Origin of the sequence: Variovorax guangxiensis (assembly GCF_003952165.1) — a bacterium.
Lineage (GTDB): Bacteria > Pseudomonadota > Gammaproteobacteria > Burkholderiales > Burkholderiaceae_C > Variovorax > Variovorax guangxiensis.
Genome location: NZ_RXFT01000022.1, coordinates 16,452 through 29,174, shown reverse-complemented (window position 1 = coordinate 29,174; position 12,723 = coordinate 16,452). Strand labels below are relative to the sequence as shown.

Annotated in this window: 10 protein-coding genes; 7 read left to right on the top strand and 3 right to left on the bottom strand. The window is 68.8% G+C overall.

All coding sequences use genetic code 11. The annotated features are described in order from the left end of the window. The first annotated feature begins 151 nt into the window (after positions 1-151). Positions 152-712 (top strand): phosphonate degradation HD-domain oxygenase, encoded by a 561-nt coding sequence (locus EJP67_RS31570; RefSeq protein WP_126025660.1) that lies wholly within the window; start codon positions 152-154, stop codon positions 710-712. Positions 713-819: 107 nt separating this feature from the next. Next, positions 820-2,613 (top strand): ABC transporter ATP-binding protein/permease, encoded by a 1,794-nt coding sequence (locus tag EJP67_RS31565; RefSeq protein WP_126025659.1) that lies wholly within the window; start codon positions 820-822, stop codon positions 2,611-2,613. Here the strand turns inward: EJP67_RS31565 and queC are convergent. From queC to EJP67_RS31550, 3 genes are all read right to left on the bottom strand, one after another. After that, positions 2,562-3,299: a 7-cyano-7-deazaguanine synthase QueC gene (gene queC, locus EJP67_RS31560; protein ID WP_126025658.1), complete on the bottom strand. Its 738-nt coding sequence runs from the start codon at positions 3,297-3,299 to the stop codon at positions 2,562-2,564. The two genes, EJP67_RS31565 and queC, sit on opposite strands and share 52 nt — an antisense overlap. 85 nt (positions 3,300-3,384) lie before the next feature. Further along, a complete protein-coding gene (locus tag EJP67_RS31555) occupies positions 3,385-3,864 on the bottom strand; it encodes a cyanophycin metabolism-associated DUF1854 family protein (protein ID WP_126025657.1) in 480 nt (159 codons plus the stop codon). Next, positions 3,861-6,152: a cyanophycin metabolism-associated ABC transporter gene (locus tag EJP67_RS31550; RefSeq protein ID WP_126025656.1), complete on the bottom strand. Its 2,292-nt coding sequence runs from the start codon at positions 6,150-6,152 to the stop codon at positions 3,861-3,863. The genes EJP67_RS31555 and EJP67_RS31550 overlap by 4 nt, the downstream gene beginning before the upstream one ends. Positions 6,153-6,291: 139 nt before the next feature. On the opposite strand from EJP67_RS31550, the gene EJP67_RS31545 reads away from it, so the two are divergent. The 5 genes from EJP67_RS31545 to EJP67_RS31525 all read left to right on the top strand — a co-directional run bounded on the left by EJP67_RS31545 (position 6,292) and on the right by EJP67_RS31525 (position 12,686). Further along, on the top strand, positions 6,292-8,529 hold the full coding sequence (locus tag EJP67_RS31545; RefSeq protein WP_240650841.1) for a cyanophycin synthetase: 2,238 nt from the start codon (positions 6,292-6,294) through the stop codon (positions 8,527-8,529). Positions 8,530-8,569: 40 nt separating this feature from the next. Then, positions 8,570-11,137 carry a cyanophycin synthetase gene (gene cphA, locus EJP67_RS31540; protein WP_126025654.1) on the top strand — a complete coding sequence of 856 codons (2,568 nt, stop codon included), beginning with the start codon at positions 8,570-8,572 and terminating at the stop codon, positions 11,135-11,137. Positions 11,138-11,290: 153 nt separating this feature from the next. Then, positions 11,291-11,701: a hypothetical protein gene (locus EJP67_RS31535; RefSeq protein ID WP_126025653.1), complete on the top strand. Its 411-nt coding sequence runs from the start codon at positions 11,291-11,293 to the stop codon at positions 11,699-11,701. 72 nt (positions 11,702-11,773) lie between these two features. After that, positions 11,774-12,259 (top strand): hypothetical protein, encoded by a 486-nt coding sequence (locus tag EJP67_RS31530; protein WP_126025652.1) that lies wholly within the window; start codon positions 11,774-11,776, stop codon positions 12,257-12,259. A gap of 136 nt (positions 12,260-12,395) precedes the next feature. After that, on the top strand, positions 12,396-12,686 hold the full coding sequence (locus EJP67_RS31525; protein WP_126025651.1) for a hypothetical protein: 291 nt from the start codon (positions 12,396-12,398) through the stop codon (positions 12,684-12,686). Positions 12,687-12,723: the final 37 nt, after the last annotated feature.

Below are 12,723 nucleotides of genomic sequence, written 5' to 3'. Positions count from 1 at the left end.
CCTCAAAAAAACCCAAATCCCCAAAATCACGCTGAAATTGGCGACTCCGGGCGGCCCTGCAACGGCTTCGTCATCCGCATGTCACCGTGGCGCGGCAGACTCGCGGACTTATTGCCCTGTGTTTTCGCGTCGCCCGCTGCGCTCCACTCCCATGACACTCGACCTCGCCGAGATCGCCCGCCTGTTCGCCGAACGCGGCGGAATCGCGTACGCGGGCGAGCCTGTGTCGCAGCTGGAGCATGCGCTGCAATGCGCCTGGCTCGCCGAGCAGGCCGGCGCGAGCGATTCGCTGGTCACGGCCGCGCTGCTTCACGACCTGGGCCACCTGCTGATCGCCGAGCACCAGACGCTTTCGCACTCTCCCACTCAGCTGGGCATCGACGATCGGCACCAGTACATCGCCCTGCCCCTGCTGCGCGGCGCCTTCGACGTCGAGGTGCGCGAGCCGATCCGGCTGCACGTGGATGCCAAGCGCTACCTCTGCGCCACCCAGCCCGACTATTTCTCCAGGCTTTCTCCTGATTCCGTGCGCAGCCTTGCCCTGCAGGGCGGCGTGATGGACGCCGAAGCCGCCCAGCGCTTCGCCACCCATCAGTGGGCCGGTGACGCGGTTCGGCTGCGGCAATGGGACGAGGAAGCGAAGGTCAAGGGCCTGCAGACACCACCGCTGGCCCATTTCCTGACGACGGCCGCACGCGTGCTTTTGCGCTGACGAACTCTTTTCGAGGGCCGACGCCGGTTTCAGGCCGGTTTAAGAAACATTTGTCTACGATGGTCTCCTCACCATGACCGGCGCGCGAGCGCCTGCGAGGAAACCGAATGTCTCTATCAGTCACAGCTCGCGCTGGCTCGTTCATCCAGGTGCTGCGCCGTGTTTTCAGGCTTGCGGCGCCTTATTTCCAGTCGGAGGAGAAATGGCGGGCGCGAAGCATGTTCGCCGCCATCGTGGCACTCAACCTGGCCTATGTGTATGCGCTGGTGCTTTTCAATCAGTGGTACGGCCGCTTCTACGACGGCCTCCAGAACAAGGATGTGACGGTGTTCTGGCGCGAGATCCGCGTGTTTCTCGTGCTGGCCTTCTTCAACATCGCGCTGCAGGTGCTCAAGTTCTACGTGACGCAGCTGCTGCAGCTGCGCTGGCGCGCATGGATCACGCGCAACTATCTCGGTCGCTGGATGGCGAACCGCACCTTCTACGAGATGGAACTGGCACGCTACGCCGGCAAGGAAGGCACGACGCCCGACAACCCCGACCAGCGCATCCAGGAAGACATGCAGCTGTTCACCAGCGCCACGATGACCCTGTCGATGGGCCTGCTGAACGCCGTGGTCACGCTGGTGAGCTTCGTCGGCATTCTCTGGGGCCTCTCGGGAACCACCGAGTTCTCGCTCAGCGGCACCACCTACCAGGTCGCGGGCGCGATGGTCTGGCTTGCGCTGGCCTACTGCGTGGTCGGCACCATCATCACCCACTACATCGGTCGGCCGCTGATCGGGCTGAACTTCCGCCAGCAGCGCTTCGAGGCCGACTTCCGCCACCACCTCGTGCGCGTGCGCGAGTACAGCGAGGCCATCGCTCTCGACCGCGGCGAGAAGGTGGAGCACGGCCAGCTCGACCTGCGCTTCGGCGCCGTGCTTCGCAACTACCTCCAGCTCATCAAGCAGCAGAAGAATCTCGTGACCTTCACCGCCTTCTTCGGCCAGGCTGCGGTGATCTTTCCCTTCGTGGTCGCGGCGCCGCGCTTCTTCAGCGGCGCGATCCAGCTCGGGCAGCTGATGCAGATTTCGTCCGCCTTCGGCAAGGTGCAGGATTCGCTGAGCTGGTTCGTCGACAACTACGACAGCGTGGCCGTATGGCGCGCAACCACCGACCGTCTCACGAGCTTCGACGATGCGATCCGGGCCCGCGCCGCGCAGGAACATCCCCTGGAGCGCAGCGAAGCTCCCGAGCTTCAAACCGACGGACTGTCGCTCAGCCTGCCGAACGGCACGCCGCTGCTCGTGAACGCGGCGCTCTCGGCGAAGGCCGGCGACAGCGTCCTCGTGCAAGGGCCGTCCGGCAGCGGCAAGTCGACCCTGTTCCGCGCTTTCGCCGGCATCTGGCCGTTCGCGCGGGGACGCGTGCAGGTGCCGTCCGATGCGATGTTCGTGCCCCAGCGCCCCTACATGCCCGACGGGCCCCTGCGCGTTGCGCTGGCCTATCCGGACGATGCAGCCAGGTACAGCGACGCGCAACTGCGCGAGGCGCTGCGCGATGCGCTGCTGCCCCAATTCGCAGATCGACTGGACGACAGCGACGCCTGGAGCCAGAAGCTCTCCGGCGGCGAACAGCAGCGGCTGGCCATCGCGCGCGTGCTGCTGAAGAAGCCACGCTGGGTCTTCGCCGACGAGATCAGCAGCGCGCTCGACGCGCCGGCGGAGCGCACGCTCTACCAACGGCTGTCCGAGATGGTGCGCGCGAGCGGTGGCGCGATGGTGTCCGTGGCCCATCGTGCTGCCGTGGGCGAGTTCCACAGCCAGCGGTGGACGCTGGTACCCGAGGCAGACGGAGCGGCCGCCCGCTATCGCGTGGAGGTCGTGCCCTCGTCGGCCGGCACGGCAGCGGCCACGTAGCGCTCCCAGCCCTTCCTGCGCAGCTCGCAGGCGGGGCATTCGCCGCAGCCGTAGCCCCAGTCCTGGCGGTGCACGCGATCGCCCAGGTAGCAGGTATGCGTCTCGTCGACGATCAGGTCGACCAGCGGCCTGCCGCCCAGGCGGTGCGCCAGTTGCCATGTCTCGGCCTTGTCGATCCACATGAGCGGCGTCTCGATGACCAGGCGGCGCTCCAGCCCGAGCGAGAGCGCGAGCTGCATCGCCTTCATGGTGTCGTCGCGGCAGTCGGGGTAGCCCGAGAAGTCGGTCTCGCAGACACCGGTGACGATCACCTGCAGCCCGCGCCGGTAGGCCAGCGCGCCGGCGAGCGTGAGAAAAAGCAGGTTGCGCCCGGGCACGAAGGTGTTGGGCAGGCCGTCGGCCTGCATGGCGAAGGCGACTTCTTCCGTGAGCGAGGAGCCGCCCAGCTGCGCCAGGGCCGCGAGCGTGAGCACGTGGTCTTCGCCCAGGCGCGGCGCCCAGTCGGGAAAGCGCTCGCGCATCTTCGCGAGGATGGTGCCGCGCACGTCGAGCTCGACGCGGTGGCGCTGCCCGTAGTCGAAGCCCAGGGTTTCGACGCGCTCGTACTTCGAGAGCGCATCGGCGAGGCAGGTGGTCGAATCCTGGCCGCCGGAGAACAGGACGAGGGCGGTGGTGTGCAGGGGCATATCCGTCGGCGGCGGTGCGTGCCGCCGCAATCCAAAGAGGCGATTTTCGCAGGCTGCTCACGGCGCCTGCCCATGGCGCCAGTATCTAGAGGAAACGCTCCAGCAGCTTGCGCGACGCCCGGTCCAGCGTCTTCACGTCGGGGATGCGGAACTGCACGCCATGCGCGCTTGCGATCAGCAGCGCGCCGCCTTCGAGCCGGCGGATGTCCTCCTCGGCCTTGAGCACGAAGCTGGTCTCGCCGCGGTCGGTGCTGATGGTCCAGGTGCTGGGAACGCCGAAGCTCGACACGCCGTGCAGCTTCAGCAGCGTGGGCGCGAAGTCGCGCACCGCGAGGTCTTCCTCGAGCAGCGCCTTGGCCTGCGCCGGCAGCTGCTCGACGCTGTCGATCCAGACCAGCTCGCGCCCTTCGCTGCCGACCAGCGAGATGCCGTGGCCGGGCGCGCTCAGCGGAAAGGCCCGCACGGGCACGATGCCGACGTGGCGCTCGCCCTGTGTATCGGTCAGCACGAGGCGGCCGAAGGCATCGCGTTCGAGTTCGAAAGATGGCGTGTTGTGGTCGGTCATGCGTCCCCCGCCGGATGAGCCGCGTGGCTGATAGCCAGCGGCGCCTGCGCGCTGGCGCGCTCGTCGGCGGCGCCTTCGCTCGCGTCGTCATCGCCCTGGCGCAGCTGCGCCTGGTAGAGCCGCCAGTAGGCGCCCTGCTTCGCCATCAGGGCGTCGTGCGGGCCGACCTCGACCACCTCGCCGCGGTCCATGACCACGAGGCGGTCGGCCTTGCGCAGCGTCGACAGGCGGTGCGCGATGGCGATGGTGGTGCGGCCCTGCACGAGGTTGTCGAGCGCCTTCTGGATTTCCTTCTCGGTCTCGGTGTCCACGGCCGAGGTTGCCTCGTCGAGGATCAGGATGCGCGGGTCGATCAGCAGCGCGCGCGCGATGCTGATGCGCTGGCGTTCTCCGCCCGACAGGCCCTGGCCGCGCTCGCCCACCAGCGAGTCGTAGCCGTGCGGCAGGCGCAGGATGAAGTCGTGCGCATGCGCGGCGCGCGCGGCGGCCACGATTTCCTCGCGCGTGGCATCGGGCTTGCCGTAGGCGATGTTCTGCGCGATGGTGCCGAAGAACAGGAACGGCTCCTGCAACACCAGCCCCACGTGCCGGCGGTAGTCGGCCACGGCGAAGCGGCGGATGTCGGTGCCGTCGACCTTGATGGCGCCGTCGGTCACGTCGTAGAAGCGGCAGATCAGGTTGACCAGCGTGCTCTTGCCCGAGCCGCTGTGCCCCACGAGGCCGATCATCTCGCCGGGCTCGATGGTCAGGTCGAGGTCGTGGATGACCGCGCGCGAGCCGTAGCGGAAGCCCAGTCCGCTCATGTCGATGCGGCCCTGCACCCGCTCCACCTTCACCGGGTTGGCCGGCTCGGGCACGTTGCTCACGTGGTCGAGGATGTCGAAGATGCGCTTGGCGCCCGCCGCGGCCTTCTGCGTGACCGAGACGATGCGGCTCATGGAGTCGAGCCGGGTATAGAAGCGCCCGATGTACGCGATGAAGGCGGTGAGCACACCCACCGTGATGCTTCCGCGCGCCACCTGCCAGATGCCGAAGGCCCAGACCACGAGCAGGCCGATTTCGGTGAGCAGCGACACGGTCGGCGTGAACAGCGACCAGGTGCGGTTGAGCTTGTCGTTGACCTGCAGGTTGTAGGCGTTGGCGACGCGGAAGCGCTCGGCCTCGCGGCGCTCCTGCGCGAAGGCCTTCACCACGCGGATGCCGGGAATGGTGTCGGCCAGCACGTTGGTCACTTCGGACCAGACGCGGTCGATCTTCTCGAAGCCGGTGCGCAGGCGGTCGCGCACGACGTGGATCATCCAGGCGATGAAGGGCAGCGGCACCAGCGTGACCACCGCCAGCAGCGGGTTGATGGAGATCAGGATGACCGCGGTCATCACGATCATCAGCACGTCGTTGGCGAAATCGAGCGCGTGCAGCGACAGGAAGACGTTGATGCGGTCGGTTTCGGAGCCGATGCGCGCCATCAGGTCGCCGGTGCGCTTGCCGCCGAAGTAGTCCAGCGGCAGGGTCAGCAGGTGCTCGTAGGTGGTGGTGCGCAGGTCGGCGCCGATGCGCTCGGACACCAGCGCCAGCAGGTAGGTGCGCGCCCAGCCCAGCCCCCAGCCGACCAGCGCCGCGATCAGCAGGCCGCCCAGGTACAGGCCCACGCGCATGGAATCGATCTTCTGCCCGTTCTGGAACGGAATCAGGATGTCGTCCATCAGCGGAATGGTCAGGTAGGGCGGCACCAGCGTCGCGGCGGTCGAGAACAGGGTCAGGAAGAACCCCGCGATCAGCTGCTTGCGGTAGGGCTTGGCGAAGCGGCCGAGGCGCAGCAGCACCCAGGTGGAGGGCGGGGTCTGGAGTTCGGCGTCGGTGGAATCCTCGCCCTCGGCAGTCTCCACGGCCTCGGGTGTCTCCTTGGCGACACCGCCCGCCATGCGCTGGCCGAACAGCTTCATCAGCCGCAGCGCCGCGACCTGTCCGGCCAGGGTATAGCGCCACCGTGCGAGCCGTCCGGCGGGACCCGCCAGGTCGAGGGTGCCGACGCCTGCGTGGTCGGAAACGCGCATTTCCAAGGCCGCATCGGTTAGCGGCCACTCACGCCAAGTCCCATCGGGATCGAGCGAAATCAGCTTCCGGTCAGTCAGGGCGACTAGGCCGGAAGCGAAGCGAAGTTGGTCGTCGAGGTCAACCGTCAGTGTTACCAGAACGTTTTCCGCGACTGCGAGGCGGTTTTTCAGTGCTTGCGCTGATGCCGCTTCTGTTTCGCCCTCCCGGGTGCCGACTGGATCGTGATGTTGCATTGTGTTTCTTTGACTCTTGCCCGTCGCGGGCCTCTTGGACCGCGTCATGGCGCCCCAGGTCGGGCGCCGATTCTGACCGATAGCCATGGGTGCGCTTGAAGGCGCCGTGGTGCTCGGCCAAAGCACATCGAACGTTTGCATGACCCGTTTCGACGACATCCGACTGCTGCGCATCAATTATTTGCGCGGCCCCAATCTCTGGACCTACCGTCCCGTACTCGAAGTCTGGCTCGACCTGGGCCAGCTCGAAGACTTCCCCTCCAACAAGATCGACGGTTTCACCGACCGCCTGACCGCCCTGCTGCCGGCGCTCATCGAGCACCACTGCGGCGTCGGCGAGCGCGGCGGCTTCATCCAGCGCCTGACCGAAGGCACCTGGTCGGGCCATGTGCTGGAGCACGTCGTCATCGAGTTGCTGAACCTGGCCGGCATGCCGACCGGCTTCGGCCAGACCCGCAGCACCTCGGAGCATGGCGTCTACCGCATGGTGTTCCGCGCGCGTGACGAGCAGGTCGCGCGCGTGGCGCTGGCCGAGGGCCACCGCCTGCTGATGGCGGCCATCAACAACGATCCGTTCACCGCCGCCGACGTGCAGAAGGCCGTCGACGCGGTCAAGGCCAAGGTCGAAGACTGCTACCTCGGCCCGAGCACCGCCGCCATCGTGGCCGCCGCCACCGACCGCGGCATTCCCCACATGCGCCTGAACAGCGGCAACCTCGTGCAGCTGGGCTACGGCGCCAACCAGCAGCGCATCTGGACCGCCGAGACCGACTACACCAGCGCCATCGGCGAATCCATCGCCAGCGACAAGGAACTGACCAAGTCGCTGCTCGCGAGCTGCGGCGTGCCCGTGCCCGAAGGCCAGGTGGTCGCCGACGCCGAGGAAGCCTGGGAAGCCGCCGAGGACATCGGCCTGCCCGTGGTCGTGAAGCCATCGGATGCCAACCACGGCCGCGGCGTGTCGCTCGAGCTGACGACCCGCGAGGAAGTCATGGCCGCCTTCGCGGTCGCCGAGCCCGAGGGCAGCGACGTGATGGTCGAGCGCTTCATCCGCGGCCACGAGCACCGCCTGCTGGTGGTGGGCGGCGAGGTGGTGGCGGCCGCGCGCGGCGAGATCATCACCGTGACCGGCGACGGCCAGGCCAGCGTGCGCGAGCTCATCGAAAAGCAGCTCAACAGCGACCCACGCCGCGGCGCCGAGGAAGAATTCCCGCTCGACGTGATCCTGATCGACACCGATGCCAAGCTGCAGCTCGAGCTCAAGCGCCAGGACCTGAGCGCCGACGCCGTGCCCGCCGCCGGCCGCGTGGTCACGATCCAGCGCAACGGCAACATGGCCAACGATTGCACCGACCTGGTGCATCCCGAGGTGGCGCACGCCGCCGTGCTGGCCGCCCGCGTGGTGGGCCTGGACATCGCCGGCATCGACCTCGTGGCGCAGGACATTTCCAGGCCGCTCGGCCCGCAGGGCGGCGCGATCGTCGAGGTCAACGCCGGCCCCGGCCTGCTGATGCACCTGAAGCCGGCCGTCGGCTCGCCGCGCCCGGTGGGCCGCGCGATCTGCGACCACCTGTTTCCCAACGACGCGCCCGGGCGCATTCCCGTGGTCGGCGTGGCCGGCTCGCGCGACACCGCCGTGCTGGCGCGCCTGGTGGCATGGCTCATCAACCTGGGCGGGCGCCACACCGGCCTGGCCTGCCGCGACGGGCTGTTCCTCGAGCGCCGCCGCGTCGACGCACGCGACAGCGCCAACTGGGAAGCGGGCCACCGCCTGCTGGTGAACCGCGCCGTGCAGGCCGTGGTGATCGAGAACGGCGCCGAGACCATCCTGCGCGACGGTCTCCCGTACGACCGCTGCGAAGTCGGCATCGTCACCGACCTCGAAGGCTGCGAGGCACTGGCGGACTACGACATCACCGAGAGCGACCAGATGGTCAAGGTGCTGCGCACGCAGGTCGACGTGGTGCTGCCCGAGGGCACGGCCGTGCTGAACGCCGCCGACCCGCGCGTCGCCGGTCTCGCGCCGCTGTGCGACGGCGCCGTCATCCTCTATTCGGCCGACGCGCAGGCTCCCGCGCTCACGGCGCACCAGACCGCCGGCGGCAAGGCCGTGCTGGTCCGGCAGGACCGCGTGGTGCTGGCCAACGGCAGCAGCGAATCGTTCCTGCCGGGCCTCGGCCGCCTGACCGTGTGGCGCGCCACGCATGCCGGCGTGAGCCTCGAAAGCCTGCTGGCCGCCGTGGCCGCGGCCTGGGCCATGGGCATTCCGCTGAACCTGATCGGCGCAGGCGTCGAAGCCTTCGAGGCCGACCTGCAGGCCGCGCTGGCCTCGCTGCAGCTCTCGCAGACCCAGCCTCTCCAACCCCAACTTGCCTGAGGCCGCAGGCCTGGCAGACCGTACGAGCTCCCGCAGCCCCATGAAAGTCACCCGCACCCGAGCCCTTCGCGGGCCCAATCTCTGGAGCCGCCATACCGCCATCGAGGCGGTCGTGGCCTGCCAGGGCGACGAGAACGCCATCAGCAAGCTGAGCGGCTTCGAAGACCGCCTGCGCGCGCGCTTCCCGACCATCGGCGAGCTGCACCCGATGGTGCTGGGCCAGCCGCTGGCGCTGGCCCACGTGCTGGAGAACGCCGCGGTCGCGCTGCAGGCGCAGGCCGGCTGCGCGGTCAACTTCGGCCACACCTCCCCCACCGTGGAAGAAGGCGTCTACCAGGTCGTGTTCCAGTACAGCGAGGAGGCCGTGGGCCGCCGCGCCGCCGAGCTCGCCGAGGAGCTGATCGTCGCCGCCCAGAACGACACGCCCTTCGATGCCGAAGCCGCCATCGCCGAACTGCGCGACCTCGACGAGTCGGAGCGCCTGGGCCCGAGCACCGGCTCCATCGTCGATGCGGCCGTGGCGCGCGGCATTCCGTACCGCCGCCTCACGCGCGGCAGCCTGGTGCAGTTCGGCTGGGGTTCCAAGCAGCGCCGCATCCAGGCCGCCGAAGTCGACAGCACCAGCGGCGTGGCCGAGTCGATCGCGCAGGACAAGGAACTGACGAAGCAGCTGCTCAACGCCGCCGGCGTGCCGGTGCCGCTGGGCCGCCCCGTGAGCAGCGCGGAAGACGGCTGGGCCGCCGCCAACGAGATCGGCCTGCCGGTCGTGGTGAAGCCGCAGGACGGCAACCAGGGCAAGGGCGTCACGGTCAACATCAACTCGCGCGAGGAACTGTTCGCGGCCTACGAGTCGGCCGCCGTCTACGGCGAGGTGATGGTCGAGAAGTTCCTGCCCGGCTTCGACTTCCGCCTGCTGGTGGTGGGCGACCGCCTCGTGGCCGCCGCGCGCCGCGATCCGCCGCAGGTCATCGGCGACGGCAGCTCCACCGTGCGCCAGCTGGTCGACACCGTGAACCTCGACCCGCGCCGCGGCGAGGGCCACGCCACCTCGCTCACCAAGATCCGCCTGGACGACATCGCCATCGGCCGGCTCGAATCGCAGGGCCTCACGCCCGACAGCGTGCCCGCGCGCGGCCAGCGCGTGGTGCTGCGCAACAACGCCAACCTGTCCACCGGCGGCACCGCCACCGACGTGACCGACACCGTGCACCCCGAAGTCGCGGCGCGCGCCATCGACGCGGCGCAGATGGTCGGCCTGCACATCTGCGGCGTCGACATGGTCTGCGAGAACGTGCTGCGCCCGCTCGAGGAGCAGCACGGCGGCGTGGTGGAGGTAAATGCCGCGCCCGGACTGCGCATGCACATCTCGCCGTCGTTCGGCCGCGGCCGCGCGGTCGGCGAGGCGGTCATGGACACCCTCTTCGCCCACGGCGACGACGGCCGCGTTCCCGTGGTGGCCGTCACGGGCACCAACGGCAAGACCACCACCGCGCGCCTGATCAACCACCTGCTCGCATCGAGCGGCCTGCGCACCGGCATGACCAACACCGACGGCGTGTACGTCGACGGCCGCCAGACCGACAGCGGCGACTGCAGCGGCCCCAAGAGCGCGCGCAACGTGCTGATGCACCCCGACGTCGACGCGGCAGTGTTCGAAGTGGCGCGCGGCGGCATCCTGCGCGAGGGCCTCGGCTTCGACCGCTGCCAGGTGGCGGTGGTCACCAACATCGGCAGCGGCGACCACCTGGGCCTGAACTACATCACCACCGTGGAAGACCTGGCGGTGCTCAAGCGCGTGATCGTGCGCAACGTGGCGCCCGACGGCTACGCGGTGCTCAACGCGGCCGACGTCAACGTCGCCGCCATGGCGGCAGGCTGCCCCGGCAACGTGATCTTCTTCACCGCCGACCGCATGCATCCTGTGATGGCCACGCACCGCGCGCAGGGCAAGCGCACGGTGTACGTCGACCAGGACACGCTGGTGGCCGCCGAAGGCTCGTGGCGCGAACGCATTCCGCTGCGCGACGTACCCATCACGCGCGGCGGCAGCATCGGCTTCCAGGTCGACAACGTGATGGCCGCCGTGGCCGCGGCCTGGGGCGTGGGCCTCGACTGGGACACCATCCGCAGCGGCCTCGCGAGCTTCATGAACGACGCGGCCGGCGTGCCCGGGCGCTTCAACGTCATGGACTACCGCGGCGCGACCGTGATCGCCGACTACGGCCACAACACCGACGCCATGCGCGCGCTGGTGTCGGCCGTGGACACCATGCCGGCGAAGAAGCGCTCGGTGGTCATCAGCGGCGCGGGCGACCGGCGCGACTCCGACATCCGCGACCAGACGGCCATCCTCGGCCAGGCCTTCGACGACGTGATCCTCTACCAGGACGCGGCGCAGCGCGGCCGCGCCGACGGCGAAGTCATGGCGCTGCTGCGCCAGGGCCTGCAGGGCGCGGCCCGCACGCGCTACATCGACGAGATCCGCGGCGAGTTCGTGGCCATCGACGCCGCGCTGGCGCGCCTGCAGCCGGGCGATCTCTCGCTGATCCTGGTCGACCAGGTCGAGGAAGCGCTCGCTCACCTGGCCCAACGGATCGCAGCAGGCTGAAGCCGCGCTTGCCGGACATGTCCCACACGCTGGGGCGCGTCCGGCCCGGTTGGCGGCGTGCGGCTGTCCCACAGACCGCCGGCCGCCTCCCACAGCACACTGGGGCTCCAGTCACGCACCTCCTGGAGGGCGTGCCTTCACAGAGGAGCCCGCATGAGAAAAACCCTTCGTTCCGCTCTTTCCGCCACGGCCGCCTTCGCCGCCGGTGGCTTCATCGTCTTCGGCGCGCAGACGGCCAGCGCGCAGGCGCCGGGCAGCGACGCCCGCCTGCAGAAGGAGCGCGCCACCTGTGACGGCGTCCAGCAAGACCGTGCCGCCTGCCTGCGCGAAGCCGGAGCCGCGCGCCAGGAAGCAGCCCGCGGCGGCCTGACCAGCCCCAGCCCCGCGCGCGAGCAGGTCAATTCGCTGGCCCGCTGCAGCGAACTGCCCGCAGCCGAGCAACCGGCCTGCGAAGCGCGCATCAAGGGCGGTCCGCGCACCACTACCGAAGGCAGCGTGATGGGCGGCGGCGTGATCCGCGAGACCGTGACGCCCCTGCCGCCGCAGACAGTGCCGGCGCGCTGAATCGAATGAACCCGCCCAGATACGGGCGGTCCAATCTCTCCTGGTTATCCAGCTCACCTCAAGGAGTCATCCATGAAAAGCAACCCGCGTTCGATGCTCTTCTCCATGTTCGCCGTCGGGGCACTCACGGTTTCCGCAGCCGCTTCGGCCGCACCGCCGCAGCGCGGTGAATCGTCCAGCACCTACCAACAGGAACTGGCCGTCTGCGGCCACAACCAGCAGGATCGTGCCGCCTGCATCCGCGAAGCCGGCGCCGCGCGCCAGGCCGCGGCACGCGGCGGCCTGACCAGCGCCCCCGACTACCGCGCCAACGCGCTCGCCCGCTGCGGCCTGCAGCAGCCTGCCGACCGCCCGGCCTGTGAAGCCCGCGTGCTCGGCAGCAGCGGCAACACCACGGCCAACGTCGACGGCAGCGTGATGGGCGGCGGCGTGATCCGCGAGTCGGTCACCACCACCATGGTTCCGGTGCCCCCGCCGGCCATGGCACCCCAGCCGATGCCGCAGCCCATGCCGCAACCGATGCCGATGCCCCGGCCCATGCCGGCGCCCATCCGTTGATCTAGCAGTCTTTCCACACAGGGGCATCGCCATTTCCCCCGGGAAGGCGATGCCCCTAATGTCATATTTCTGTCACAAAACGCCGCGGCGTGCTAGCTATAGTTCCCGGTCCCTGCCTACCGAGGAACTCTTTTTCATGAATGCCATCAAGGTCGCTCGCCGATTCATCGAAACGGACCCGGCCAACGATTCGGCCAAGATCCTGGCCCAGCTCGTGCTGGCTCTGGAGTCCGAACGAAGCTTCGAACTCATCACCCTCTACGAACTCGACTACAAGAGCTTCCAGCTCGCCATGGACATCCTGAAGGAGTGGCGCCTCGACCGCTACTACGCCAGCAAGTCCAAGCTGTTCGATCTGTCGCTGCAGGTCAGCGAACTCGAAAAGAGCAGCGAACCCAGGAAGAACGCACCCGAAGCCAAGGCCTGAGCGGCCCCGGCTTCCTTCCCACCCCTCTTCTCTTTTC

Bases quoted from the DNA above. Each gene is read 5' to 3' on its own strand.
- EJP67_RS31570 (WP_126025660.1), top strand. From the start codon at position 152: ATGACACTCGACCTCGCCGAGATCGCCCGCCTGTTCGCCGAACGCGGC.
- EJP67_RS31565 (WP_126025659.1), top strand. From the start codon at position 820: ATGTCTCTATCAGTCACAGCTCGCGCTGGCTCGTTCATCCAGGTGCTG.
- queC (WP_126025658.1), bottom strand. From the start codon at position 3,299: ATGCCCCTGCACACCACCGCCCTCGTCCTGTTCTCCGGCGGCCAGGAT.
- EJP67_RS31555 (WP_126025657.1), bottom strand. From the start codon at position 3,864: ATGACCGACCACAACACGCCATCTTTCGAACTCGAACGCGATGCCTTC.
- EJP67_RS31550 (WP_126025656.1), bottom strand. From the start codon at position 6,152: ATGCAACATCACGATCCAGTCGGCACCCGGGAGGGCGAAACAGAAGCG.
- EJP67_RS31545 (WP_240650841.1), top strand. From the start codon at position 6,292: ATGACCCGTTTCGACGACATCCGACTGCTGCGCATCAATTATTTGCGC.
- cphA (WP_126025654.1), top strand. From the start codon at position 8,570: ATGAAAGTCACCCGCACCCGAGCCCTTCGCGGGCCCAATCTCTGGAGC.
- EJP67_RS31535 (WP_126025653.1), top strand. From the start codon at position 11,291: ATGAGAAAAACCCTTCGTTCCGCTCTTTCCGCCACGGCCGCCTTCGCC.
- EJP67_RS31530 (WP_126025652.1), top strand. From the start codon at position 11,774: ATGAAAAGCAACCCGCGTTCGATGCTCTTCTCCATGTTCGCCGTCGGG.
- EJP67_RS31525 (WP_126025651.1), top strand. From the start codon at position 12,396: ATGAATGCCATCAAGGTCGCTCGCCGATTCATCGAAACGGACCCGGCC.